Below are 23,637 nucleotides of genomic sequence, written 5' to 3'. Positions count from 1 at the left end.
ATGAAGTTTTCGATCCTGCCGCCGCCGGTGGCGCAGCCGGCCGGCCGCGCCGCCGCGCTGTCCGCCGACGAACGCGCCGCCGTGGCGGGCAAGACCTACGTGATCACCGGCGCCTCCAGCGGTTTCGGCAAGGGTGTCGCGCTGGAACTGGCGGCGATGCGCGCCAACGTGGTGCTCGCCGCGCGCCGCACCGATGCGCTGGACGCCGTGGCGGCCGAGGCGACGGCGAAAGGCGGCAATGCCCTGGTGGTGACGACGGACGTCAGCCGCCAGGAAGACGTTCAGCGCCTGCTCGATGCGGCCGTGGCGCGGTTTGGCCGCGTCGACGTGTGGATCAACAACGCGGCGGTCGGCGCCATCGGCGTATTCGACACGGTTCCCGTCGAGGATCACGCCCGCGTGGTGGACGTCAACCTGAAAGGCCTGATGTACGGCAGCCACGTGGCGCTGCGGCAGTTCCGCAAGCAGGGCGCGGGCACGCTGGTCAACATGGGTTCCGTCGAGAGCATGATTCCGCAGGCGTTCCACGCCTCGTATTCGGTGACCAAGGCGGCCACGTTGGCGCTGGGGCGCGCACTGAACGAGGAATTGCGGCTGACCGGTGCCGCCAGCATCAAGGTGGCCACCGTGCTGCCGTGGGCGGCCGATACGCCGTTCTTCACGCACGCCGCCAACTACAGTGGCGGCACGCCGCGCATGCCACTGATGGACGAACCGGGCAAGGTGGTGGATGCGATCGTTTGGGTATCCGTGCACCCCCGGGAAGAGCTGGCCGTGGGGTGGAAGGCCAAGGCCGCGTATGCGGGTGCGCGGCTGTCGCCCGGCCTGGCGGAACGCCTGGCGGGCAACGTGATGCACTACTACCAGTTCAAGACCGCGCCGCCGGCAATGCTCACGCACGGCTCGCTGCACAGGGCGATGCCGGAAGGCACCGGCGTCGAGGATGGCCACCGCCAGCGCATGGCGCGGGAAAACGCGGCGCGCCTCGGCGACTGAGGGCTACGCGCCGCCGCTGTCGAGCGTCTTCAGGTATTGCTCGTAGACGTCGTACATGCCGCCGAAACCGCCCTGCATCGACGCATGGGCCGCCAGGAACGTGGCGCTTTCCGCGGCGCTGGCGTCGACGGGCACCGAATGCAGCGCGAAGACCGTCTTGCCGCCGTCTTCCTCCAGCGTGACCGTGTTCAGTACTTCCAGCGGCCATCCCGGTATCAGCGCGATGCGGTTGCCCTGCTCGTCCGCGAAGCCGTTGACGAACACCACGCGGTGCGGCGGCTCGATCTCCTTGAAATCGAAGCGGCCCCACATTTCCATGCCGGCCATGCCGCCGCGCGGGTGCATGCAGTAGTGGAACACGCCGCCGGGGCGCACTTCCGCGCGCGCCACCGTGATCGTGCATTCCTTCGGCCCCCACCAGTGCTTCAAGTGATCGGGGTCGGTCATCGTCGCGAACACCAGGTCGCGCGGCGCGTCGAATACGCGGCGGATGGTGAGGGCTGCTTCGTCGGCGGTTGCCATGCTTGTTCTCCATGAATTGAGGTACGGTGAGTGTATCGCGGCCGGCCGCGGCCAGGTTCAGTGCCTCAGCGTGAAATTCATGCGGAACGGGAATTCCTGGGTACAGGGCGTGCCATGACAGAGGGCCGGCTTGTACTTTTCAAGTACCAGCACGTTGGCGATGACCGTTGTCAGCTGCGGGTCGGACGATCCGTACACCTTGATCTCGCTGGCCCGGCCGTCCGGGCCGACGATCACCCCCATGTCGACCGTGCCCGCCACCTGCAGCTTCTCCTGCACGGTCGACATCGCGCGCATCAGGCTGCGGTAGCCGCGGGCGGGGAACGGCGGCTCGTCGTCCGGCGCCATGTTTTCGTACATGCCGCGCAGGCGGGCCTTGTCGGTCTCGGACAGCTCGGCATAGGTTTTCTCCGGCGGCAGGCTGAGACGCGCGTTGTCGCGCTTGAGCAGCGTGCCGGTGCGCGCATCCTCTTCCTTCATCCGGTAATCCTGGCCATGGGCCAGGCAGGTCGACAGCGCCAGCAAGGCGCCGAGGGCAGGGGCAAATCGCAAGATGAACTCCGCAGTGGCAATGCGACGGTTATAGCGCATCGCCCCCCGTCGAAAACTCACCCATTGTCACAATGCAACTAATTTCCAGAAATCGGGGACAGTCCCCGATTTTTAACAACAATTTTGTGGTTTTTACATCGCATCCTGATACCGGAATTACCGGAACAGGTCAGGCGCGAATACTCATGGCGGAATCCGAACAGATTTGTAGCCCGAGAGGAAAGTGTTGTAAAAATTCGGGGACTGTCCCCGGTTTGAAGTGTTGTTGTTTTACCACCCGGTGCCGGAGCAGTATTGTTCGACGTAGCGCTGGTGCGACGGCAGCTGGGCCACGGTGCGGTCGATGGCGCCGCTGATGTTGCCGAGGAAATGGGCGAGTTCCTCGTCGCCCATCAGGTCGGCGGTCTGGTGGTGCGAGGCCGGGTGGATGCCCTGGCCCAGCATCACCTGGATCCACGAGTTCTCGGCGAACAGTTCGTTCGGCACGCGGAACACGCGGCCGGTGTCGCGGAACAGGTCGATGCGGTGCTGCAGCGATGGCGGCAGCTTCATCGTGGCGGCGTCGCGCCAGTACGGCGTATCGCGGCGGTTCGTCACGTTGTAGTGCAGGATGATGAAATCGCGGATGTGCTTGATCTCGTAGTCGGCCTGCTGGTTGTATTCGTCGATGTCGGCCTGGCTGATGCCGTCCTGCGGGAACATCTGCATCAGCCGGATGATGCCGCGCTGGATCAGGTGGATGCTGGTCGATTCGATCGGCTCGAGGAAGCCGCTGGCCAGGCCGATGGCCACGCAGTTGCCCTTCCACGTCTGCTTGCGCTGGCCCGGCGTGAAGCGGATCACGCGCGGCGTCATCAGCGGTTCGCCGTCGACGGCCGCCTGCAGCGTGCGCACCGCCGTTTCATCGTCCGTGTAGCGGCTCGAGTACACCATGCCGTTGCCCACGCGGTGCTGCAGCGGGATCTGCCACTGCCAGCCGGCGTCGCGCGCGATCGCGCGGGTGTAGGGCACGGCATCGCGCACGGATTTCGTCTGCAGCGCCACCGCGCTGTCGTTGAACAGCCAGTGCGACCAGTCCTCGTATTCCACGCCCATCGTCTGCCCGATCAGCAGCGCCCGGAAACCGGTGCAGTCGATGAACAGGTCGCCCTCGAGTTCCGCGCCGGAGTCCAGCCGCAGCGCGATGATGTCGCCGCTGAGCAGGTTCTTGCGCACCTCGGCGATCTTGCCTTCCACGCGCTGCACGCCATGGCGCTCGCTGAACCTGCGCAGGAATTTCGCGTAGCGGCCCGCGTCCATGTGGTACGCGTAGTTCATGCCGTTCTTCGGCAGGTGGGCGAAGCGGTTCTGCAGCCCCGCCTTCAGTTCCAGGCAGTAGTCGCCGTAATCGCCGGCCACGCCGCGCTCGCGACCCTTGTGCCAGAAGTGCTGGAAGCCGGCCGTCCAGTGGTCGGTGCCGGTGGTGCCGAACGAGTGGATGTAATCCTCGTTCACGTTGCGCCAGTTCTCGAAACTGATGCCCAGCTTGAACGTGGCCATCGTCTCGGCCATGAACTCCTGCTCGTTGATTTCCATCAGGTGATGGAAATTCATCAGCGTGGGAATCGTGGCCTCGCCGACGCCGACGGTGCCGATCTCGTCGGACTCGATCAGCCTGATGTCGAGCAGCTTGCCCAGCGATTTCGACAGACCGGCCGCGACCATCCACCCGGCGGTGCCGCCGCCGGCGATCACCACGCGGCGCACCGGTTTCTTCTCGCGTTGTTGTTCCATGTTCGTCTCCTTCGTTCTTATCGGTTCATGCGTTTGAGCAGCTGCGCGCGCAGCGCGCGCGTCATGTCCTCGGTCATCGGCGCGAGCATGCGCTGCGCGGCCGGCGGAATATGGGCGGCCGTCGCGCCATCCTGTTCGAACACGTAATGGCGGAACAGGCCTTCCCACGCCTTGCGCTGCTCGGGCGGCAGGTCGCGGATCGTCATGATCGCGTACATCAGCGCGTTGGTCGGCGTATCCATATAGTGGGGCGACTGGCGCCACCAGTAATTCACCAGCACATTGAACGCCTCCAGTGCCTCTACGTGGTGCCACCACATGCTGGGAATGAACAGCGCGTCCCCCGCTTCCATCTCGGCCACCTGCGCGTGCGCCAGCGCCTCGCGAAAACGCGGAAAACGTTCGAAATCGGGCGCGTGCAGGTCGACCAGGCTGATCGCCTGCCCGGCCGGCGTGAAGTCCAGTGGCCCCACGTACAGGTTCGCCAGCTGGTCGGGCGGGAACAGCGTGAAGCGGCGCCGCCCCGCGGTCACGCAGGCGAGGTTGTCGGGCGCATCGTAGTGGGCCGCGATGCGCGTGCGGTTGCCGATCCAGATCGACGCCAGCGGTTCGCGCCCGCCCAGGTCGACATCGTTCTCGGCGCGAAAGCCCGGCAGGACGGTATCGATCGTGGTGGAGCCCACGTAGATCGCCGGCGGTTCCGCGTCGTCGCGATGCGCTTCCAGCTCGGCCAGCACACCATCGAGCGGCGCATGCACGGGGCGGTAATTGAAGCCGGAAATGTCGTCGTTGTAAAAGAAGCGCCCGCCGATGTCCGGCAGGCCGAGCATCGCCACGACGGGTCCGCCCTTGTAGAAGCGCTGCAGATACGCCGACGCGGCCTGCTGCGACTCGCGTGCCGCCCGCACCATCGGCCAGTGCGCCACGAGCCCGCGCAGCAGCAGCGGCTGCGTGGATGCCAGGATGCGCTCGTTCAGGTCGCGCGGCGCGAGGCCGCGCAGTTCAGCGACCGGCAGCATGCCGCCGGTTTTTCCGGTCGATCAGCGCGCGGAACTGCGACAGCGATGCCAGCACCATGTGGATCGCCTGCAGGTAGCCGGCCCGGTGCAGCGCGCCAATGGCTTCTGTGCCGAGCGCATGCAGGCGCTCTTCGTGGACCGTGTAGAAGCCGGCCAGGCGGTTCTGCGAACCGTCGTCGAGCTCGATGTCGAACACGAACGATTCCAGCAGTTCGTGCTTGAGCAGCGCGTCGACGAAGCCCGCGTTGCTCTGGAAGCCTTCGTGGATCGTGAACAGGATCGAATTGATCCGCTCCAGGTACTCGGTGATGCCGCCATGCGGCAGGAACGCCGCCTCGCCTTCGGTGCGCGGATCGTCGGACTTGACAACGCGCGGGCTGTCCAGGTCCACGTGCACCAGCATTTCATCGCCGTTGCGGCCGATCAGGAACGGCTGGCGCTCGATCATCAGCGGGATCTCCGGCGCATCCCAGCCATCGTCCTTCAGGAACAGGTTTTCGCCGGACTGGAAGCCGAACAGCACGATCGGCTCGAACGTCCGGCCGTCCTCCGTCTTGCGGAACACGATCGGGTAGTGCGCCTGCAGCGTGCGGAATTCGGCGGGGAAGGTGGCAACGAACATCACCTCGTCGCCGAGGCCGGCGCCATGGCGGGTGATGACCTTCAGGTCCTTGTGCTGGACGTTGTTCAGTAAAACGTGGTTCGTCATGCTTGTCTCGTCTGTTCTAGATTTTTTGCAGCCCGTGAAGGCGGATATGGTCGATCAGTTCGCGGTTCGACGGCAGCGCCCGCAGCATCCTGCGCGCGAGCTCGGCGGCATCGCGGAAGTGGCCTTTGGCGTCGCCGGTCGGGTTGCCATCGATACCGCGCCGCGTGATGCGTTCGCGGTCGGGCACGAAGCCCATCCCGTACAGCACATACTGCCAGCTGGCCGACGGGAACACTTCCTCGATGCGGTTGAAGTCCAGCCGCGATGGCGGGCGGTGGCGCCACAGCGCCAGCAGCTCCCGCAACCGCGCGGGAATCGTTTCGGCACGGCGGTTGTCGTGCCAGTAGTCGGAGTCGGTGCGGCGGCTGAGTACATAGTGCAGCTTCAGGAATTCGATCACGCGCTCCCAGCGATACGTGAACGCGTCGTTGAAGCGGCGCGCCACGATGTCCATCGTTTCGCGGCTGGCCGGCAGGTCGTCGCTGACCATCGCCGCCGACATTTCCACCAGCGCCAGCGCGGAAGCTTCCAGCGGCTCGATGAAGCCGGCGGAAAGACCGATCGCCACCACGTTGCGGTGCCAGAATTGCTGCCGGTAGCCGGGCTCGAAGGTCAGCTTGCGGGGCGAAGGCATGTCCGCGCTTCCCGTCGCCTTCACATAGGCCCTCAGATCGGCTTGCGCCTGTTCATCCGTCGTGTGGGAACTCGAGTAGACGTGGCCGATGCCGCGCCGGGTCGGCAGGCCGATATCCCAGATCCAGCCGGCACGCTGCGCGGTGGACGTGGTCTGCGAGGCGACCGGGCTGTCCCCGCGCTCGTACGGTACCTGCACGGCGAGGGCGCTGTCGTTGAACAGCACGTCCTTGCGGTGCACCAGCGGCACGCCGTAGTGGCGCCCCAGCAGCAGCGACTGCATGCCGGTGCAGTCGATGAACAGGTCGCCTTCGAGGGCGCCGTGCTCCCTCGTTCCCAGCGCGGCGATATCGCCGTTTTCATGGCTGTCGACGGCCGTGACGTGGTCCGGCACGTAGCGCACGCCCAGCTTTTCCAGGCAGTGCCTGCGCAGGAACACGCCGAACTTGCCCGCATCGAGGTGATAGCCGTAATTGGCCACCGCGGCGAATTCCGGCGTGGCCGGCTGCTTCGGCGCACGGCCGTTGACGCACAGGTGCGGCTGGAAGCTCACCAGGTCGGCAAACGGCACGTTGGCGAAATCGCGCTGCCAGCGCCCGACCAGGTCGGCCTCGCCGAACCCCTGCGGCAGCACGAACGGATGGAAGTAATAATCGCCGGCACCACCGCCTTCGCGCCAGCCGTCGAAGCGGGAGCCCTGCTTGAACGCCGCGTCGCACTCGCGGAAGAACGCCGATTCGGAAACGCCGATGCGGTGCAGCGTATCGCGCATCGACGGCCACGTGCCTTCGCCGACGCCGATCGGCGCCACGTCGGGCGACTCGATCAGGGTCACTTTCAGCGAAGGATGGTCGGCCGCGATGACGCCGGCGGCCAGCCAGCCGGCCGACCCGCCGCCGACGATGACCACGTGGTTGATCGGCTTGGACATGAGTTTCCTGATGCAAAGGTGCCAATTAGTCTAACCGAAAAACTAACCTGGAAAGCAAAAATCGGCATGGTTTCCACCCCCGGAAACCATGCCTGCCCCAGGTTTTGAAAACGATTGTCAAAACTTGTAGCGCAGACCCAACATGTAGCGTGGCCCGGCCTGGGTGGCGTTGACCAGGATGCGCTCGTTTCGGCCGTGCTGGCGCGTCGTTTCGTTGGTCAGATTGATGCCTTCGAACTGCATCGACAGCTGCGGCGTGATCGCATAACCGACCGACAGGTCGAACTGGCCGTAGGCCTCCGTGTAGATCGGGTTCGGGCCGGCGGCGTCGAACGTGGAGCCCAGGAACTTGTCGCGCCAGTTCCAGGCCGCGCGGATATTCCACCTGTCGTTCTCGTAGATACCCACCAGGTTGGCCGAATCGGACAGGCCCACCAGCGCGAACTGTTCGCCGATGCCGGCATTGTCGAAGCCCAGTCCGGAATCGACGTACGTGTAGTTCGCCGACAGGCCGAAGCCGCTGTTTCCGAACATGTGCTGCACGTTCACCTCCAGGCCCTTCAGGTCGGCCTTCTTCTGGTTCGAGAACGTGGTGATGCGGAAATTGGCGACCGGATCGCCCGGCTGGCCCACGATCTCGCCGGTGGCGTTGCCCGACGCGTCGTCCGGGCCGCGGGTGACGCCCGGCGCGTTCGCATGGTTGCGGAAGATGTAGTTGCGCACGCAGGTCGTATCGGCGTTGGTGCAGCCGCTGGCCACCGCCGCGTTCCACAACGGGCCGCCCACCGGCGTGTGCAGGTTGAACGGCGTGGCATCGATCTTCGACTGGCCGGCGTAGTTCTCCAGGTTCTTCTTGAAGAAGCCGACGGCAAAGAAGTTCTGCCTGCCGTAGTACCACTCGTAGGACAGGTCGAGGTTCTTCGACTTCACGGGCTTCAGGCCCGGGTTGCCCTGGGTGCCGGTGCCGCCGTCCAGGCGCGCCAGGTTGTCCAGCACCGTGCCGCCCTGGATCTGGTCGTAGCGGGGCCGGCCGATCGTTTCGCCGTACGAGGCGCGCAGCTTCATGTCGTCGCGCAGCTCGATGTCGGTGTCGATGCTCGGCAGCAGGTGATGGTACTTGCCGGTGAGCGTGGTGAATTGCGGATCGCCCTTGACGACCGAGAACTCGTTCTGCGACAGCCACACGATGCTGGTGGCGGTCGGCACCAGCGCGGTCGAGGTCACATCGGTTTTTTCGTAGCGCAGGCCGATCGCCGTGCGGACCGGCAGCGCCGTGGCCCAGTCGGTGTTCAGCTGCAGGTACAGCGCCTTCGATTTTTCCCTGGTGCGCTGGTCGGTATCCCACGTGGGCTTGACTGAATACAGGTCCGGCCGGCCGGAAGCCTTGATCGCCAGGTCGCGCACTTCGCCGAAATCGAACGTATAGAAATTGTTGAACAGGTTCGGGTTGCCTGAGCCGTCGATCTTGTCGAAGTAGCCGCGCACGGTTTCGGGGTGCCACACGCTGGCCGGGTAGTCGGCCGGGCTGGTGGCGCCGCCCCACGTGTCGCGCTGCATCGTCGAGAACGCGGAGCGGTTGCTCACCTCGGTGGCGGACAGGCCGAAGTTCAGTTGCGAGCTCTCCATCAGCTTGAGCCGGCCCTTCAATTGCGCCTGGTCGATGTCGCCCTTCATGTAGCCGTTGCGGAACGCGGAACCGGTGACCTGCTGCGGCGCGCGGTTGAAGTCCGCGCCGGCGATCGACAGCACCGGGAAATCCTGGCTGAAGTCGGCCGTGGTATCGCCGCGGCTGAACGACGAGGTGCCCAGCACGTTGTCCGACCCCCATGGGCTGTCGGCCTGCGACTCGGCGGTGGAGTGGTGCACATCGAGTTCGAAGCGCAGCCCGGCATTCACCTTCCACAGCGCGTTGAAGCCCAGCGACCTGTTCTCGCTGACGGTGGCGAAGTCGGCACCGCCCATCGCGATGTCGCTGTTGGCGGCCGGCAGGAATTCCGTGTAGACGAGCGGGCCGGCGGCCGGGCCGCCCGTCCAGCTCGAGGCCGAGGCGCCGAAGTTGAACCATGCGGACAGGTCCTGCCGCCGGGTGTGGATTTTGTTCTGCGAGTAGGTGTAGTCCAGCGTGGTGGTGATGTCCTTGCGCGGCGCGAACTGGAACGTGACCTGGCCGTTGGTGCGCTCGCGCTGCACGCCGGAGAACGCGTAGTTCAGGTTCTGCGGCACCGAGTAGACATCGCCCGCGCCGGGGCGGTTGGTGATGTTCTGCGAACCCGGCGTGCCGGGCTGCGGGATCGTGCCCCAGGTGTTTTCGTCGCCGCGGAACGGGCCCTTCCAGCCGCTGGAGACGGATGCCGTGTTGTAGCCCAGGTTGCGTTCCTGGTAGCTGCCGGTCACCGCGATGCCGAACATGTTGTCGTTCCACGTGTTGCTGTAGATGCCCGACACTTCCGGCGTGACGCGGTCGCCCGCCTTCACGTCGCCCGGCAGGTTCGACGACGACTTGTCGTAGACCCCTTTCACACCGATGGAGGCCTGCAGGCCGGGGCGGTCGAGCGGACGCGCCGTCATCACGTTCAGCGTGGCGCCGATGCCGCCGGTGGGCGTTTCGGCACGGCTCGTCTTGTACACCTGGATCTGCGATACCGCCTCGGAGGCAAGGTTGGCGAAGTCGAATGCGCGGCCGTTCAGGTCGCCCAGGTTCGACGTGGGCATCTGGCGGCCGTTCAGCAGCACCATGTTGAAATCGGGCCCCACGCCGCGCACGGTGACCTTCGAGCCTTCGCCGATCGAGCGGTCGATCGACACGCCGGAGATGCGCTGCAGCGATTCGGCCAGGTTCGTATCGGGGAACTTGCCGATATCCTCGGCCACGATGCCGTCGACGATGCCGTCGGAATTGCGCTTGAGGTTCAGCGACGACTGCATCGACGCGCGGATGCCGGTCACGACGACCGCCTGCACCGGCTGCGACGACGACAGGTCCGCTCCCTGGCTTTGGGCCGGGCCTTGCGCGGTGTCCTGTCCCTGCGCCTGCGCCGGCAGCGCCGCGGCAGCGCAGGCGCCGGCGACCGCCAGGGCGATCAGTTTCTGTTTTGCCTTCGGATGGTGCATGTGGTCTCCTGTGTTCTTATGGTTGTCTACCCGGTCCGCCCGGCGCAGGCGGCTGCTGGTTTGTTGCCGGTACCCCTCGCGCAAGCAGGCGCATCGCTGCTTTTACACTCCCATCAAGCAGGCGAAATATCTGCATGTGTTCGCTGCCGATCATGATTATGGAAACGTTTCCATACATGGTTGGCAAATGGTAGGTTGACCCTTCCTGCTTGTCAATCGGAACAGATTTGTTATTGGTCGAGATTGTTGTAAAAACCCTGTTCCGCTCAGGGACAGGTACGCGCGGCTGTGATGTCCGGGCGTACGCGGGGGATGGCCATGGTTTCCCCGGTTGACGGCGCGGCGGGCGCATGCAAAGATGAAAGTCATTCAATGGTAACGTTTCCATTTTATGGCCGCAATCTGCAGCGCAGCATGGCGTTGCGTTCATGTCACATACCCTGGATAACGAGATGAAGAAAACCGTCTGGACCCTGCCGGCGCTGGCCGGCGTACTCATTGGCACACTGAATGGCGCCCTGGCTGCGGAAACGTATCGCTGGCCGAACGGCGAAAGGGCCGCGGTAAGCCTCGCGTATGACGATGCCGCCGATTCGCAGCTCGACAACGCGATCCCCACGCTGAACCGGTATGGCGTGAAGGGCACGTTCTACCTGACGCTCTCCAGTCCGACGATCGACAGCCGCCTGGCCGAATGGCGCGCCGCCGCCCGGCAGGGACACGAGCTGGCCAACCATACGCTGTTCCACCAGTGCCGGAGCGCGCAGCCGGACCGCGGCTGGGTCGTCCCGCACCGCGACCTGGATACGACAAGCGTGGCGCAGATGAAGGACCAGGTCGCACTGGCGAACACGATGCTGTACGCGATCGACGGCCGGCGCGAGCGCACGTTCACCGCGCCGTGCGGCGACGTGCTGGCGGGCGGGCAGAACTACCTGCCCGCCGTGCAGGCGGAATTCGTGGCGATCAAGGCCGGCATCGGCCACGGCGCCGTGCCGTCGATGGCCGCGCTGGATCCCTACCTGGTGCCGGTCGTCATTCCTGTGGGGCTCACCGGGCAGCAATTGATCGCGATGGTAAAAGAAGCGGCCGGGCGGGGCACGATGATCGCGTTCACCTTCCACGGCATCGGCGGCGACCACCTGGCCAATTCCAGCGCCGCGCACGAGGAACTGGTGAAGTACCTGGCCGCGAACCGCAAGGTGTACTGGACCGACACGTTCCTGAACATCATGAAACACGTGAAATCCCGCTGAGCCCGACACATGATTTGATCCCGCGCAGCTTTTGACCTGGGGCCAGGCACCAGGACATCGTTTGATTTGGCGCAGGTAGTCACTTCCAGTATGCTCGTAAGCGTCTTGTAATACGGAGCGGAATTTCGTGGCAACCATCAAAGACGTTGCCCGCCTGGCGGGCGTGGGTCTGGGCACCGCGTCGCGCGCGATCAATGGCAGCGGGCCCGTGTCGCCGGCCACGCTGGAGCGCGTGCGCAAGGCGATCGAGGAGCTGGGCTTTCGCCCGTCGCATGCGGCGCGCGCGCTGCTGTCGGGCTCGTCGAAGATGATCGGCGTGTATATCCCGGCCCTGTCCGGCACCTTCTACACGCCGATCCTGCAGATCATCGATACCGAACTGCGCGCGGCCGGCCTGCACATGGTGGTGGCGTTCGGCGTGGGCCTGGGCGATGCGCGGCGCCAGGCGATCGAGGGTATCGAGTTCCTGATCGAGCGCGGCTGCGACGGCCTGGTCGTGATGACGGGCGCACTGGGCGAAGACGATCTCGCCGTGGCCGGCGGCAGGCTGTCGCGCCTGGTGGCGCTGAACCATCGCTTTGCCACGATTCCCGGGCAGTGCTTCACCGTCGACCACGTGCTGGGCGGGCGCCTGGCCGCACGCACGCTGCTGGACAACGGCCACCGCGACATCGCGCTGCTGACCGGCCCGATGGAACTGGAGGACAGCGTGGCCCGCATCGACGGCTTCATTGCCGAACTGGCCGCGGCGGGCATCGACACCGCCGCCATGTGGCGCCGCGAAGGCGACTTCTCGCCGGCCAGCGGCTGGGCCGCCGCGCAGGAACTGGCTGCATCCGGCCGCACGCCCACCGCGCTGTTCTGCGCCAACGACGAAATGGCCGTGGGCGCGCTGTCGCACTTCCAGGAAGCGGGCATCCGCGTGCCGCGCGACCTGTCGGTGCTGGCCTATGACGACACGCCGAGCGCCGAGTATGCGGCGCCGCGCCTGACTTCCGTGCGCATGCCATGGCGGCAGATGACGCTGAACGGACTGAACGCGCTGCTCAACCTGTGCTACGACCTGAAGCGGCCGGTGGAGCGGGATTTTCCGGTGACGGTGACGGTACGGGCATCGGTGGCGAACCGGGCCGGATGAGCCCGCGGTACGGCGGCGCTTGCTAGAATGGGCGTTGCCACCACCCGATTCCCAGATTCGCTGGCGGCCGGCCCACGAAGCCGGCCGTTCGCCCGGAGCCCGTCATGATCTTTCGCCAGCTGTTCGATCCCACCTCGTCGACCTACACTTATCTGCTCGCCGATGGCGGCGAGGCACTGTTGATCGATCCCGTCTACGAGCAGGTACCGCGCGACACGGCGCTGCTGCAGGAACTGGGCCTGAAGCTGCTGGCCACGCTCGACACGCACGTGCATGCCGACCACGTGACCGGCGCCTGGCGCCTGCACCAGCGCTGCGGCAGCCGCATCGCGCTGGCGGCGGCGGCCGGCGCGGCGCTGGTCGACCAGCCGCTGCGGCATGGCGACCGCATCGCCTTCGGCGCGCGCCACCTCGGCGTGCGCGCCACGCCGGGCCACACGAACGGCTGCCTGACCTATGTGCTCGACGATGAAAGCATGGCCTTCACCGGCGACAGCCTGCTGATCCGCGGCTGCGGCCGCACCGACTTCCAGCAGGGCAGCCCGCGGCAGCTGTTCACCTCCGTGCGCGAGCAGATCCTCTCCCTGCCCGACGGCTGCCTGCTGTACCCGGCGCACGACTACCGCGGCATCACCGTCACCAGCGTGGCCGAGGAACGCCGCTTCAACCCGCGCCTGGGCGGCGAGGTGGACGAAGGCGATTTCACCGGCCACATGAACAACCTGAACCTGCCGCATCCGAAGCTGATCGCGGTGGCCGTTCCCGCCAACATGCGATCCGGCCAGCCGGAAGACGGCGTACTGCCGCCGGAAGTTCCCGGCTGGGCACCGCTGACGCTGCGCTTTTCCGGCGTGTGGGAAATCGAACCGATGGCGCTGCTCGAACATGGCACGAAGGCGCAGATCCTCGACGTGCGCGAAGCGCCGGAATTCATCGACAGGCTGGGGCACCTGCCCGGTGCGCGGCTGGTGCCGCTGTCGCAGCTGCAGGATCACCTCGGGGAACTGGACAAGGAGCGGCCGGTGGTGGCCGTGTGCCGCTCCGGGGTGCGGTCCGCGCAGGCTTGCGTGCTGCTTGCCAAGGCCGGCTTTGGCCAGGTGGCGAACCTGGCCGGCGGCATGCTGCGCTGGAAGATCGAGGGCATGCCGGTGGCGGCGGAGTAAACCGCCAGCGGGCAGTTCACCCGCGTGGCAACCGGCACCCATGGGAAACCGTGTCCGCCAACAGCTCGGGTATAATCCCATGTTGCTTCTACAACAACACTGGTCAACATGTCCGTACAGTCCCGAAACAATGTTCATGTCGCCGGCAGCGGGTCGGCCACCATGGTGTTCGCGCACGGCTTCGGCTGCGACCAGACCATGTGGCGCTTCCTTGCCCCTGCCTTTGCCGAACGCTTCCGCACGATCTCGTTCGATCTCGTCGGCAGCGGAAAATCCGACGTGTCCGCCTACGATCCGGACAAGTACGGCACGCTGCACGGCTATGCGGACGACCTGCTGGAAATCCTCGACGAGTTCGCCACCGGCCCGGTGGTCTTTGTCGGCCACTCGGTCAGCACGATGATCGGCATGCTGGCCACGATCAAGGCGCTGGAACGCTTCACGGCCCAGGTCATGGTGGGGCCTTCGCCCTGCTACATCAATGACGGCGACTATATCGGCGGTTTCAGCCGCAGCGACATCGACGAACTGCTCGAAACGATGGATGCCAATTACCTTGGCTGGTCGAGCAGCATGGCACCGGTCATCATGGGTGCGCCGGGGCGCTCCGAACTGAGCGAGGAACTGACCGAGAGCTTCTGCCGGAACGATCCCAAGATCGCCAAGCACCTCGCCCGCGTGACGTTCCTGTCCGACCACCGGGCCGACGTGCCGCATTCGACCGTGCCGGCGCTGATCCTGCAATGCAGTGACGACCTGGTGGCGCCGTTGACGGTGGGCGATTACCTGCACCGGCACCTGCCCAACAGCACCCTGCACGTGATCGACAACGTGGGCCATTGCCCGCACATGAGCGCACCCAACGAAAGTTCGCGCGCCATCGAAGCCTTCCTCGCGCACACCTTGCGCTGATACCACGTGAACCACGCGCTTCCGGAAGGCGACAGCCTGTTCGACCACGCCGCCTGCGGCCTGGTGCTCACCGGGGCCGACGGGGTGATCGTGAAGATCAACGCCACCGCCTGTACCTGGCTGGGATACGACGAAGCGGAGCTGGTCGGCAAGACGCGGATGCGCGACCTGCTGCCGATCGGCGCCCGCCTGTTCTACCACACGCATTGCCAGCCGATCCTGGAAGTGCGGGGATCGGTGGCGGAAATCCAGGTCGAGCTGGTCAACCGCCGGAAACAGCGGATGCCCATGCTGATCAATATCATGCGGCGCCGCGAATCCGGTGACTGCTTCGACCACTGGGCGCTGTTCAAGGCCGCCGATCGGCAGGCCTACGAGCGCGAACTGCTGTCCGCCCGCAAGGCGGCCGAAGCGGCGCTGGAAGCACGCCGCGAAGCCGAAGCCCAGCTACAGGAACTCAACGAACAACTGTCGGCCGCCGACCGGCGCAAGGACGAGTTCCTCGCCACGCTGTCGCATGAACTGCGCAATCCGCTGGCGCCGATGCGCAGCGCGCTCGATGTGATGAAGTTCAAGCTCGGCAACGATGGCGATCCCCGCCTGCTGCAGGCCTTCGACCGGCAGTTGCGCCACCTTACGCGGCTGGTCGACGACCTGATGGAGGTCTCGCGCATCACACAGGGGCGCATGCAACTGAGCCGGGCACCCGTCGAACTGTCCGCGCTGGTGCGCAGCGCCGCGCAGGATCTCGCCGCGATGATGGACAAGGCCCGCCATACCTTGCGCATCGCGGTGGCCGATGCCCCTGTGCTGGTGGACGGCGATGCGACCCGGCTGGCCCAGGTGGTCATCAACCTGCTCACCAACGCGGCAAAATACACGCCCGACGGCGGCACCATCGAGCTGCACCTGGCCTGCGCGGCCGGCATGGCGGAGATTCGCGTGCGCGACAACGGCATCGGCATCCCCGCTGCCGCGTTGCCCACCGTGTTCGAGATGTTCTCGCAACTGGAACCGGCGCTGGAACGGTCGAAGGGCGGCCTCGGCATCGGCCTCGCGCTCGTGCGCGGCATCGTGGCGCTGCATGGCGGCACGGTCGATGCCGCCAGCGCGGGTGTGGGCCAGGGCAGCCAGTTCACGGTGCGCCTGCCGCTGTCGGCCAGCGTCGCGCCATCCGTGCAAGCGGCCAACGCTGCCGCCCCCGCGCCGCCGCACGCGCGCATCCTGGTCGTGGACGACAACCAGGATGCGGCTGAAACGCTGGCGCTGGCACTGGGCATGTTCGGCTGCGAGACCCGTATGGCCCACACGGCTGCCGAAGCGCTGCGGGTCGCCGCGGCTTTCCATCCCGAGGTGGCGCTACTCGACATCGGCCTGCCGGACATGACCGGCTACGAACTGGCACGGCGGCTGCGCGCGACACCCGGCGGCACGGGCATGACGCTGATCGCCACCACCGGCTGGGGCCAGCAAAAGGACCGCGAGCTGGCCATCGACGCGGGGTTCGACCACCACCTGACCAAGCCCATCGAACTCGACGTCCTGCGGGGAATGCTGCCCAACGCAAAGGCGTCGTAGGCGCACTGCTCCGGGGGCTGGCTCAGCGGATCGAGATCAGCGCCAGCATCTTCCTCACCTCCGTGCCAACCGTGCGGCTCACTGCCGGGGCCGGCGGAGCTTCCTGCACAATACCTTCCAATACCGGACTGGGAACGGGCGGTTTCGAACGCTGGCCAAAGCCGGAAGTCCTCTCATCAGGGTGCGGCGGGCGCGCGGTGGCATTCTTGCTCATCTTCTCTCCTCGGTGAGTCAGGGGCCTGGCCAGCGCCCCATGAAATCCAGTATACCGGATTAATTTATCTTGTATACTGGATTTTAAACACACCTTTCAACCTGCGCAGGAGCCTGCCTTGCCCCAGCAAACCGCCCCCATTGCCCCGGACGACGAACACTACTGGGACAGCATCCGCGCCCGGTACGCGCCATCGCCCGACTTCATCAACCTGGAAAACGGCTACTTCGGCCTGCCGGCCATCCCGGTGCAGGAAGCATTCCGGCGTTACCAGGAACAGGTGGATCGCGAGAATTCCTATTTCATGCGCGTGCGCTTTCCGGAGCGCCTGGAACGCGTGATGGCGGCGCTGGCCGCGTTTACCGGGGCCGGCCGCGACGAGCTGCTGATCACCCGCAATGCGATGGAGTCGCTGAACATCCTGATCCAGGGATATCCGTTCGCGGCGGGCGATGTGGTGCTGCTGGCGCGGCATGACTACGACAGCGTCATCGACACGTTCGGCATGCTCGCGCAACGCAAGGCACTAGAGCTGGCCACCATCGACGTGCCGCTCGACCCGACGAGCGACGATGCGATCGTGGCGTTATACGAGAGGGCAATCACGCAGCGCACGCGGCTCCTGCTCGTCACCCACGTGGTCCACCGCACCGGGCAGATCATGCCGGTGGCGAAGATCGCGGCGATGGCACGCGGTCGCGGGATCGATGTCATCGTCGATGCCGCGCATTCGCTGGCCCATATCGACTACATGGTGCCCGAACTGGGCACCGAGTTCGCGGCGTTCAACCTGCATAAATGGGTCGGCGCGCCGCTCGGCACGGGGCTGCTGTATATCGCCAGGAACCGCATCGCCGATATCGCCCCGCTGTTCGGCGACATTGGCCACGCGCCCGGCGACATGGCGAAGCTGGGGCACTTCAGCGCGATACCGCCGGCGCCGATCCTGGCGGTCGAGGATGCGCTGCGCTTCCATGAGGCGATCGGCACGCGCAACAAGGAAGCGCGGCTGCGCTACCTTGCCGGCTACTGGATGGACCGCGTGCGCGGGATCGAAGGGGTCCGCCTGTTTACGCCGCGCGATGCGTGCCGCCATGGCGCGCTGGCATCGTTCGGCATCGACGGCATCCCGGCGCGCACCGTGGCCGCACGCCTGATGGACGAACACCGCATCTTCACCGTGGTGCGCGGCATTGGCGACGAGGAATGCGTGCGCGTGACGCCGCACCTGTACACCGCGCCGGCGGACTTGGACGCGCTGGTGGCGGCGATCCGCGCGCTGGCAAGCCGGTGACCACGTAACCAGCTATTTTTCCGCCTTGGCTTTGTGCGCCTGCGTGACCTGCGCGATCAGGTAGCGCGCCGGCTGGTCGGTGGGGTTGTGGTAGGTGATCGGCTCGTCGAGCCGTATGACGAGGCAGTCGCCGGCGGTCAGTACCCAGTGCGCGTCGCCGAGCGTGATTTCCATCGTCCCCTCGATCATCCACATCTGCCGGTCGATGTCGATGTCGCGTATCGACGTTTCATAGGCCACCCGCGCGCCCGGCGGAAAGCTCACCTCGACCAGCTGGATCGGCGAATGCATGGCCGGCGACAGGGTACGGCGCACGTAGCCCGAGCCCGGGTCGGTCCATACCGGCTGGTCGCCGGCGCGCGCGACGGGCGACGTGGCATCGGCCGGTTTCTCGAACAGCGAGGCGACCGGCACGGCCAGGGCGGCGGCCAGCTTGTCGAGCACGGTGGCGGTGGCGCTGCTTTCGCCGCGTTCGATCAGCGAGATGTTGGAACGGCTGACGCCGCTGCGTTCGGCCAGCACGGCCAGCGACAGGCCGCGGGCGCCGCGCAGTTCGCGCAAACGCTGGGCAATGATCTGATTGATATCCATGCCGGCGAGTATACAGGGCGGGACGGTGCGGGCATCACGAAGCAGGCATCACCGGGCAGGCGGGGCGCCGCCCGACCGGTCCTGCCACTACAATGGCGGCATGCCCCGCAAAACTCCCGTCTTTCCCGGCCCCCGCACCGCCCGTGGCGCCGTTCTCGCCGTGCTGCTGTCCAATGCCGACCAGGCCGGCACCGAGCCGCTGCGCGGGCGTGTCACGCTGGCCGCGATCGTGCGGGCGCTCAAGCGCAAATACCACTGGCCGATCGAAACGACGAGCTTCCCGTCCAATGCCGCGGATGGCCGCGCCACCTGGGCCACGGTTTACAGCCTGCCGCCGGAAATCATTGCCGCCGCGCTGGACCAGAAAGGGCGCGACTGGCTGAAGGCGGCATCCTGACCGGCATCACGCGCTGAACGCCTCGGCCGCCGCCACCGTATCGAGCGCTTCCCGCAGCAGCTTGATCTTGCCGTTCTCGGCCACCAGCCGCCCCGCATAGGTCTGCCGGTAGGTCTTCCCGGTCGACAGCACTTTCGCCTCCACGCTGTACTCGGCAAATGCCTGGTCGTCGGTCTCGATGAACATCCGGATGTCGTGGAAGCGGAAGTCCGGCACGTTCTTCAGCAGCCCGCCGATGAAGGCGGCGATCGCTTCCGGGCCCTGGGCGCGGGCCGATTTCAGGTACGGCAGTTCCAGCACGCCGTCGTCGGCGAACAGGGCGCCGGCGGCTTGCGGGTCCTGGATCGAAGCAAGGTAGTCGTTCAGCAGTTGCGGGGCGGTTTTCATGGTGTTCTCCTGGAAGTTGAATTGCTGCCGGCACCAGCCGGCAGCCATGGCGATCAGACCTGGGCCTGGCCGCCGTCCACGTACAGTTCGGTGCCGTTGACGAAGCTGGCATCGTCCGAGGCGAGGAACGTCACCGCTTTCGCCACTTCATCCGGCTCGCCCACGCGGCCCAGCGGGATCTGCGTGGCAAGATAGTCCAGCAGGCCTTGCTGCGCCTGCGCATCGGTGCCGGCCAGCTCGACCAGGCCCGGCGTGCGGATCGGGCCCGGCACGACGGTGTTGATGCGGATGCCGCGCTCCTTCGTATCGAGGATCCAGTTGCGGGCGAACGAACGCACGGCGGCCTTGGAGGCGGCGTAGACGGAGAATGCCGCGGTACCCATGTTGGCGGCCGTGGAACCCGTGAGGATCACCGACGCGCCTTGCGACAGCAGCGGCAGCGCCTTCTGCACGGTGAACAGCACGCCTTTCACGTTGCGGTCGAACGTGTCGTCGTATTGCTGCTCGGTGATCTGGCCCAGCGGCAGCATGTCGCCGCCACCCGCGTTCGTGAACAGCACGTCGATGCGGCCGTGGGCGGCGCCGATGCGTTCGTAGAAGGCATCCAGGTCGGCCAGCTTCGACGAATCCACGCGCTGCCCGGTGGCGCCATGGCCGATCGCGTCGACGGCGGCATCGAGTTCGGCCTGGCGGCGGCCGGTGACGATCACCTGCGCGCCTTCGGCGGCGAAACGTTTCGCGGTGGCCAGGCCGATGCCCGAGGTGCCGCCGGTAACGACAGCGATCTTGCCTTGCAGTTTTGCAGTGGTGGTAGCAGCGGTGGTGGCAGTGGAATTCATGGTCAGCTCCTTGATAAGTTGAAGTGCGATGCAAGGATCTTATCGATGTCTCGGACGAACTAAAACAGCAACTATCGCAAACCATCATTGCAAAATTGTCGATATCAAACCTCTCCCATGCTGCAGGGCCGGCACTGCCCGCCAAGGCGGTCGAGCCACGATCGACTGCATGTCCAGCCCGGTTAGAATGGAGATCCGTCCAGCCGCCACCGTGAACATCGCCATGCCGACCCGCGAAGATATCGTCCTGCTTGCCGCCTACAACGCGGGCATGAACCGCAAGCTGTATGCCGCCGCCGCCCGGCTGCCGGCCGAAGCGCTGGCACGGGATCGCGGCGCGTTCTTCGGCTCCCTGCTGGGCACGATGAACCACCTGGTGGCCGGCGACACGATCTGGCTGACGCGCTTTGCACTTCACCCGGCCGCCTTCCCCGCGCTCGATGCGTTGCGTGGACAACCGGCGCCGGCGTCGCTGACACAGAGCTTCGGCAACGACCTGCGGACGCTGCAAGGCCACCGCGAGCAGCTGGACGGCATCATCACCGCGCTGGCGGCCCAGCTGCAAAGCGCCGACCTGGAAGCGCCACTGGTCTACCGCAACAGCAAAGGCATCGCGCACCGCAAGCACTTCGGCAGCCTGCTGCTGCACTTCTTCAACCACCAGACCCATCACCGTGGCCAGGCCAGCACGCTGCTGACACAGGCCGGCATCGATGTCGGCGTCACGGATCTGCTGGAAATCGTGCCGGACCTGGGATGAAGGCATAGCCGATGTCGAAGATTCCCGATTTCGAAGGCCTGGCGCTGTTCGCCAAGGTGGCCGAGGAACGCTCGTTTGCCGGTGCCGCGCGCGCGCTCGGCGTGTCGGTGGCAACGGTGTCGCGCGCCGTGGCGCGGCTGGAAGAGCGACTCGGCGCGCGGTTGCTGAACCGCACGTCGCGCCAGCTGGCGCTGACCGAATTCGGCGCATCGCTGGCCGAACGTGCCGGCGAGGTGTTCCGGCTGGCGGAAGAGGCGGAAGGCGCGGCGCGCGAACAATCGGCGCAGCCGCGCGGGCTGGTGCGGCTGGCGGTGCCGATGTCGTTCGGCCTGCGCTGGGTGGCGCCGCTGCTGCCGGAATTCTTCCGGCGGTATCCGGAAGTGCAGATCGACCTGCATCTTTCCGATGCCACGGTGGACATCGTCGGCGATGGCTTCGATGCCGCGCTGCGCATCGCCGTGCTGCCCGATTCGTCGCTGGTGGCGCGCAAGCTGGCGCCGGTGGCACGGCTGGTCGTCGCCGCGCCGGCCTACCTCGAACGGCATGGCACGCCCGCCCATCCTGCCGAGCTGCATGCGCATGCCTGCCTGGGTTACGCATACCGCGCCCGCAGCGACACCTGGCGGTTCACCAGCGCCGCCGGCGAAGAGACGAGCGTACGTCCCCACGGACCGCTGCGGGTGACGAACGCCGATGCGCTGCTCCCCACCGTGCTCGCCGGCCTGGCCATTTGCGACCTGCCTGAATTCATCGCGGCCGACTACGTACGGGATGGCCGCCTGGTGCCGATTCTCGCGGACTGGTCGATGCCGTTGGGCGGGCTGTATTTCGTCACGCCGTCGGCGCGGGCGCGGCCCGCCAAGATCGAGGTGCTGGGCGCGTTTTTTGCCGAGCACCTGTCGCGGCCGGCATGGCGCTTGTGAAGGATTGCCAGTTCACTTGCCACCCACTTGCTACTCACTTGCTACTCACTTGCTACTCATTTGCTACCTGCTGCCACTCGCTTGCTAAGCACTTTCCAATAATGCAAGAACATGCCAGTATGGCGGCCCGATGCCAGTGCGGGGCCGAATGATACGGCTAGTGGCTGGCACGGGAATTCATAGGGAGGAACCATGAAACCACATTGTCTGGCCTGTGCGGCAGCGATCTTTTTTGCCGGTTCGGTGCAAGCCCAGGTCGTGGAGGGAGCACCGGATACTTACGCCACTTCGAAGCGGTCGTCCATGCAGGAATCGTTCGACAAGGCTTACCGGCCCTATCCGCGCGCATATGGAGGGAACCAGGCGTCCAGCCTCAACGACCAGGCCTTCCAGGGGCTTTTCAAGACCGACCCGCGGCTGCTCGGCGGCTATGAACTGTTTCCGCACGTGGCCATCGAAGCCGGTTACGTCCACCTGTATGACCGTGGTTTCCACCGCATCGATCCTGGCCGGGAAAACATGTCCGGCGCGCTCGGTTCCAGCAGCTTCAGCAGCCATCTCGCCGCCAGGTACACGGTCCCGCTGACCGACAGGCTCGATCTCTACGGCAAGGTGGGCATCGCCTACAGTGCGTTGAAAGGAGAGGATGCGAAGAAGGCGCCGGAAAACCAGGCGCAACTGATGCAAGCCCGTGCCGGCAAGCCGTCCGGCGTGCACGCCAGGGACCAATCCGATACCGGCCGCTACCTTGGCGCGGGGGCGCAATACAGGGTCGACGGCACAACCACGGTCGATGCCCAATATGGCCGCCATGGCGATGCCGCCAAGACATGGGGAAATTCCGCCAACTCCGACAGCGTGAGAGCCAACCTGAAAATGGGCTTCTGATTCGCGGCCTAGTGTCCTGAGTTAGAAGTTCGTTGACAAATAAATTTGACGAAATCGTCTCGAGGCAAGGCGGAAATGCCCGGTAAGGCCGGGGCCTTTCCGGGTATTTTCAACGCCGCATCGGGGCGATTCTCGTCTAATTTATTCAACGAATCTCTGACTCAGGACACTAGCGGCGGTGCCTGTCGAAGAACTGCCAGATCACGTCATTGGCATCGATATCGCGCGTCGTTTTCCCGATCGGCAGGCCCACGTTGAACGGATCGGCGCCGGGCCATGTGTGGCCGCCTTCCCTGATCGTCGCCAATGCCACGCTCTGCTGTCCATTGCCGCCCTCGATCCAGGCCACCTGCGTGCCGTCGCCGGTGTCGCTGTCGATGACGCGGCTTGCTCCGGCCGCCCCGCCGTTCCGTTTCAGCCAATAGCTGTAGGTCTCCTCGGCGGACAGGTACCCGGCCGGCTTGCCGCCGTAGGCCACCACCTGGTCCGCCGTGCCGTGCAGCAGGAGCACGCCGATGTTGCCGGGTTTCGCATGGTGCCGTACCACGGGTTCGGGCATCGGCGCGCCCACCGATGCCACGGCGGCGAACGCATGCGGCAACTCGGCAGCGATGCGCAGCGCGAAAAAGCCGCCGCGCGACAGGCCGGTGGCATACACGCGCGCGCTGTCGACGCGGTAATCCTGCCGGAGCCTGTCCAGCAGCGCCGCGGTGAAGCCGATATCGTCGGTGCCTTCCAGGTACGGCATGCCGAAGCCGACGTTCCAGTCCTGCTTGATGCCCGCCGGGTAGACGACGATGAAGCCGTGGCGGTCCGCCGCGCGGTTCATCTGCGTGTACAGCATCTGTTCTGCCATGGTCATGCCGCCACCATGGAAGTTGAACACGACTGGGAAGGCCTTGTGGGGCTGGGCGGCATAGGCCGGCGGGGTGTAGACGAGGTAGCGGCGCTTTTCCTCCTTGTGCAAGAGTGACTTCACCTGCGCGGACGCCGGCAAGGCGGTACTGGCGAGAACGAGGAGGCTGACGAGGATTTTCATGTGCGTACATGG

At 65.8% G+C, this 23,637-nt stretch carries 23 protein-coding genes; 11 read left to right on the top strand and 12 right to left on the bottom strand.

Annotated features, from left to right (window positions below; all coding sequences use genetic code 11):
* A complete protein-coding gene (locus tag GJV26_RS13840) occupies window positions 1-996 on the top strand; it encodes an SDR family NAD(P)-dependent oxidoreductase (protein ID WP_229419293.1) in 996 nt (331 codons plus the stop codon).
* A gap of 3 nt (window positions 997-999) precedes the next feature.
* Here the strand turns inward: GJV26_RS13840 and GJV26_RS13835 are convergent, their stop codons facing one another.
* The 7 genes from GJV26_RS13835 to GJV26_RS13805 form a co-directional block, all read right to left on the bottom strand.
* Window positions 1,000-1,518, bottom strand: coding sequence for an SRPBCC family protein (locus GJV26_RS13835; RefSeq protein ID WP_155709311.1), 519 nt, complete (start codon window positions 1,516-1,518; stop codon window positions 1,000-1,002).
* Window positions 1,519-1,575: 57 nt separating this feature from the next.
* Window positions 1,576-2,070, bottom strand: coding sequence for an energy transducer TonB (locus tag GJV26_RS13830; RefSeq protein ID WP_155709310.1), 495 nt, complete (start codon window positions 2,068-2,070; stop codon window positions 1,576-1,578).
* Window positions 2,071-2,340: 270 nt separating this feature from the next.
* Window positions 2,341-3,843 carry a tryptophan halogenase family protein gene (locus GJV26_RS13825; RefSeq protein ID WP_155709309.1) on the bottom strand — a complete coding sequence of 501 codons (1,503 nt, stop codon included), beginning with the start codon at window positions 3,841-3,843 and terminating at the stop codon, window positions 2,341-2,343.
* A gap of 17 nt (window positions 3,844-3,860) precedes the next feature.
* Entirely contained in the window at window positions 3,861-4,862 is a 1,002-nt protein-coding gene (locus GJV26_RS13820) for a cupin-like domain-containing protein (protein ID WP_155709308.1), read from the bottom strand.
* Window positions 4,846-5,571: a SapC family protein gene (locus GJV26_RS13815; protein ID WP_155709307.1), complete on the bottom strand. Its 726-nt coding sequence runs from the start codon at window positions 5,569-5,571 to the stop codon at window positions 4,846-4,848. Before GJV26_RS13815 ends, GJV26_RS13820 begins: the two co-directional genes overlap by 17 nt.
* Before the next feature lie 16 nt (window positions 5,572-5,587).
* Window positions 5,588-7,135 (bottom strand): tryptophan halogenase family protein, encoded by a 1,548-nt coding sequence (locus GJV26_RS13810; RefSeq protein WP_155709306.1) that lies wholly within the window; start codon window positions 7,133-7,135, stop codon window positions 5,588-5,590.
* Between the two features lie 117 nt (window positions 7,136-7,252).
* On the bottom strand, window positions 7,253-10,246 hold the full coding sequence (locus GJV26_RS13805; protein ID WP_155709305.1) for a TonB-dependent receptor: 2,994 nt from the start codon (window positions 10,244-10,246) through the stop codon (window positions 7,253-7,255).
* A 428-nt stretch (window positions 10,247-10,674) separates the two neighbouring features.
* Between GJV26_RS13805 and GJV26_RS13800 the strand changes: the two genes are divergently transcribed.
* From GJV26_RS13800 to GJV26_RS13780, 5 genes are all read left to right on the top strand, one after another.
* The gene (locus GJV26_RS13800; RefSeq protein WP_229419291.1) at window positions 10,675-11,502 is read left to right on the top strand and encodes a polysaccharide deacetylase family protein; all 828 of its coding nucleotides are present in this window, start codon (window positions 10,675-10,677) and stop codon (window positions 11,500-11,502) included.
* A 127-nt stretch (window positions 11,503-11,629) separates the two neighbouring features.
* On the top strand, window positions 11,630-12,640 hold the full coding sequence (locus tag GJV26_RS13795; RefSeq protein WP_189441599.1) for a LacI family DNA-binding transcriptional regulator: 1,011 nt from the start codon (window positions 11,630-11,632) through the stop codon (window positions 12,638-12,640).
* A gap of 104 nt (window positions 12,641-12,744) precedes the next feature.
* Entirely contained in the window at window positions 12,745-13,803 is a 1,059-nt protein-coding gene (locus GJV26_RS13790; protein ID WP_155709304.1) for an MBL fold metallo-hydrolase, read from the top strand.
* A 108-nt stretch (window positions 13,804-13,911) separates the two neighbouring features.
* On the top strand, window positions 13,912-14,715 hold the full coding sequence (locus GJV26_RS13785) for an alpha/beta fold hydrolase (RefSeq protein WP_173346204.1): 804 nt from the start codon (window positions 13,912-13,914) through the stop codon (window positions 14,713-14,715).
* Window positions 14,716-14,721: 6 nt separating this feature from the next.
* Window positions 14,722-16,293, top strand: coding sequence for a hybrid sensor histidine kinase/response regulator (locus GJV26_RS13780; RefSeq protein WP_189441596.1), 1,572 nt, complete (start codon window positions 14,722-14,724; stop codon window positions 16,291-16,293).
* Window positions 16,294-16,315: 22 nt separating this feature from the next.
* On the opposite strand, the gene GJV26_RS13775 is transcribed toward GJV26_RS13780, so the two are convergent.
* Window positions 16,316-16,507, bottom strand: a complete 192-nt coding sequence (locus GJV26_RS13775; protein WP_155709303.1) for a hypothetical protein — start codon at window positions 16,505-16,507, stop codon at window positions 16,316-16,318.
* Between the two features lie 118 nt (window positions 16,508-16,625).
* Here GJV26_RS13775 and GJV26_RS13770 point away from each other — a divergent pair, with 118 nt between their 5' ends.
* A complete protein-coding gene (locus tag GJV26_RS13770) occupies window positions 16,626-17,801 on the top strand; it encodes an aminotransferase class V-fold PLP-dependent enzyme (protein ID WP_173346203.1) in 1,176 nt (391 codons plus the stop codon).
* Window positions 17,802-17,813: 12 nt separating this feature from the next.
* On the opposite strand, the gene GJV26_RS13765 is transcribed toward GJV26_RS13770, so the two are convergent.
* Window positions 17,814-18,392: a helix-turn-helix domain-containing protein gene (locus GJV26_RS13765; RefSeq protein ID WP_155709301.1), complete on the bottom strand. Its 579-nt coding sequence runs from the start codon at window positions 18,390-18,392 to the stop codon at window positions 17,814-17,816.
* A gap of 100 nt (window positions 18,393-18,492) precedes the next feature.
* Between GJV26_RS13765 and GJV26_RS13760 the strand changes: the two genes are divergently transcribed.
* Window positions 18,493-18,789 carry a hypothetical protein gene (locus GJV26_RS13760; RefSeq protein ID WP_155709300.1) on the top strand — a complete coding sequence of 99 codons (297 nt, stop codon included), beginning with the start codon at window positions 18,493-18,495 and terminating at the stop codon, window positions 18,787-18,789.
* Between the two features lie 6 nt (window positions 18,790-18,795).
* Here GJV26_RS13760 and GJV26_RS13755 read toward each other — a convergent pair whose 3' ends face one another.
* Complete coding sequence (locus tag GJV26_RS13755) at window positions 18,796-19,176, bottom strand: nuclear transport factor 2 family protein (protein ID WP_155709299.1); 381 nt, start codon at window positions 19,174-19,176, stop codon at window positions 18,796-18,798.
* A 53-nt stretch (window positions 19,177-19,229) separates the two neighbouring features.
* Window positions 19,230-20,015, bottom strand: a complete 786-nt coding sequence (locus GJV26_RS13750) for an SDR family oxidoreductase (protein WP_155709298.1) — start codon at window positions 20,013-20,015, stop codon at window positions 19,230-19,232.
* A 223-nt stretch (window positions 20,016-20,238) separates the two neighbouring features.
* Between GJV26_RS13750 and GJV26_RS13745 the strand changes: the two genes are divergently transcribed.
* The 3 genes from GJV26_RS13745 (at window position 20,239) to GJV26_RS13735 (ending at window position 22,586) form a co-directional block, all read left to right on the top strand.
* Window positions 20,239-20,775 (top strand): DinB family protein, encoded by a 537-nt coding sequence (locus tag GJV26_RS13745; RefSeq protein WP_155712471.1) that lies wholly within the window; start codon window positions 20,239-20,241, stop codon window positions 20,773-20,775.
* 11 nt (window positions 20,776-20,786) lie between these two features.
* Window positions 20,787-21,698 (top strand): LysR family transcriptional regulator, encoded by a 912-nt coding sequence (locus tag GJV26_RS13740; protein WP_155709297.1) that lies wholly within the window; start codon window positions 20,787-20,789, stop codon window positions 21,696-21,698.
* Between the two features lie 192 nt (window positions 21,699-21,890).
* Window positions 21,891-22,586, top strand: a complete 696-nt coding sequence (locus tag GJV26_RS13735; RefSeq protein ID WP_155709296.1) for an outer membrane beta-barrel protein — start codon at window positions 21,891-21,893, stop codon at window positions 22,584-22,586.
* 169 nt (window positions 22,587-22,755) lie between these two features.
* Here GJV26_RS13735 and GJV26_RS13730 read toward each other — a convergent pair whose 3' ends face one another.
* Window positions 22,756-23,625 carry a CE1 family esterase gene (locus tag GJV26_RS13730; RefSeq protein ID WP_155709295.1) on the bottom strand — a complete coding sequence of 290 codons (870 nt, stop codon included), beginning with the start codon at window positions 23,623-23,625 and terminating at the stop codon, window positions 22,756-22,758.
* Between the last annotated feature and the right edge of the window lie 12 nt (window positions 23,626-23,637).

The sequence above is a fragment of the Pseudoduganella dura genome (genome assembly GCF_009727155.1).
Taxonomy (GTDB): Bacteria; Pseudomonadota; Gammaproteobacteria; order Burkholderiales; family Burkholderiaceae_D; genus Rugamonas; species Rugamonas dura.
The sequence above is the reverse complement of the archived record's forward strand: the minus strand, read 5'-3'. Positions and strand labels throughout refer to the sequence as shown.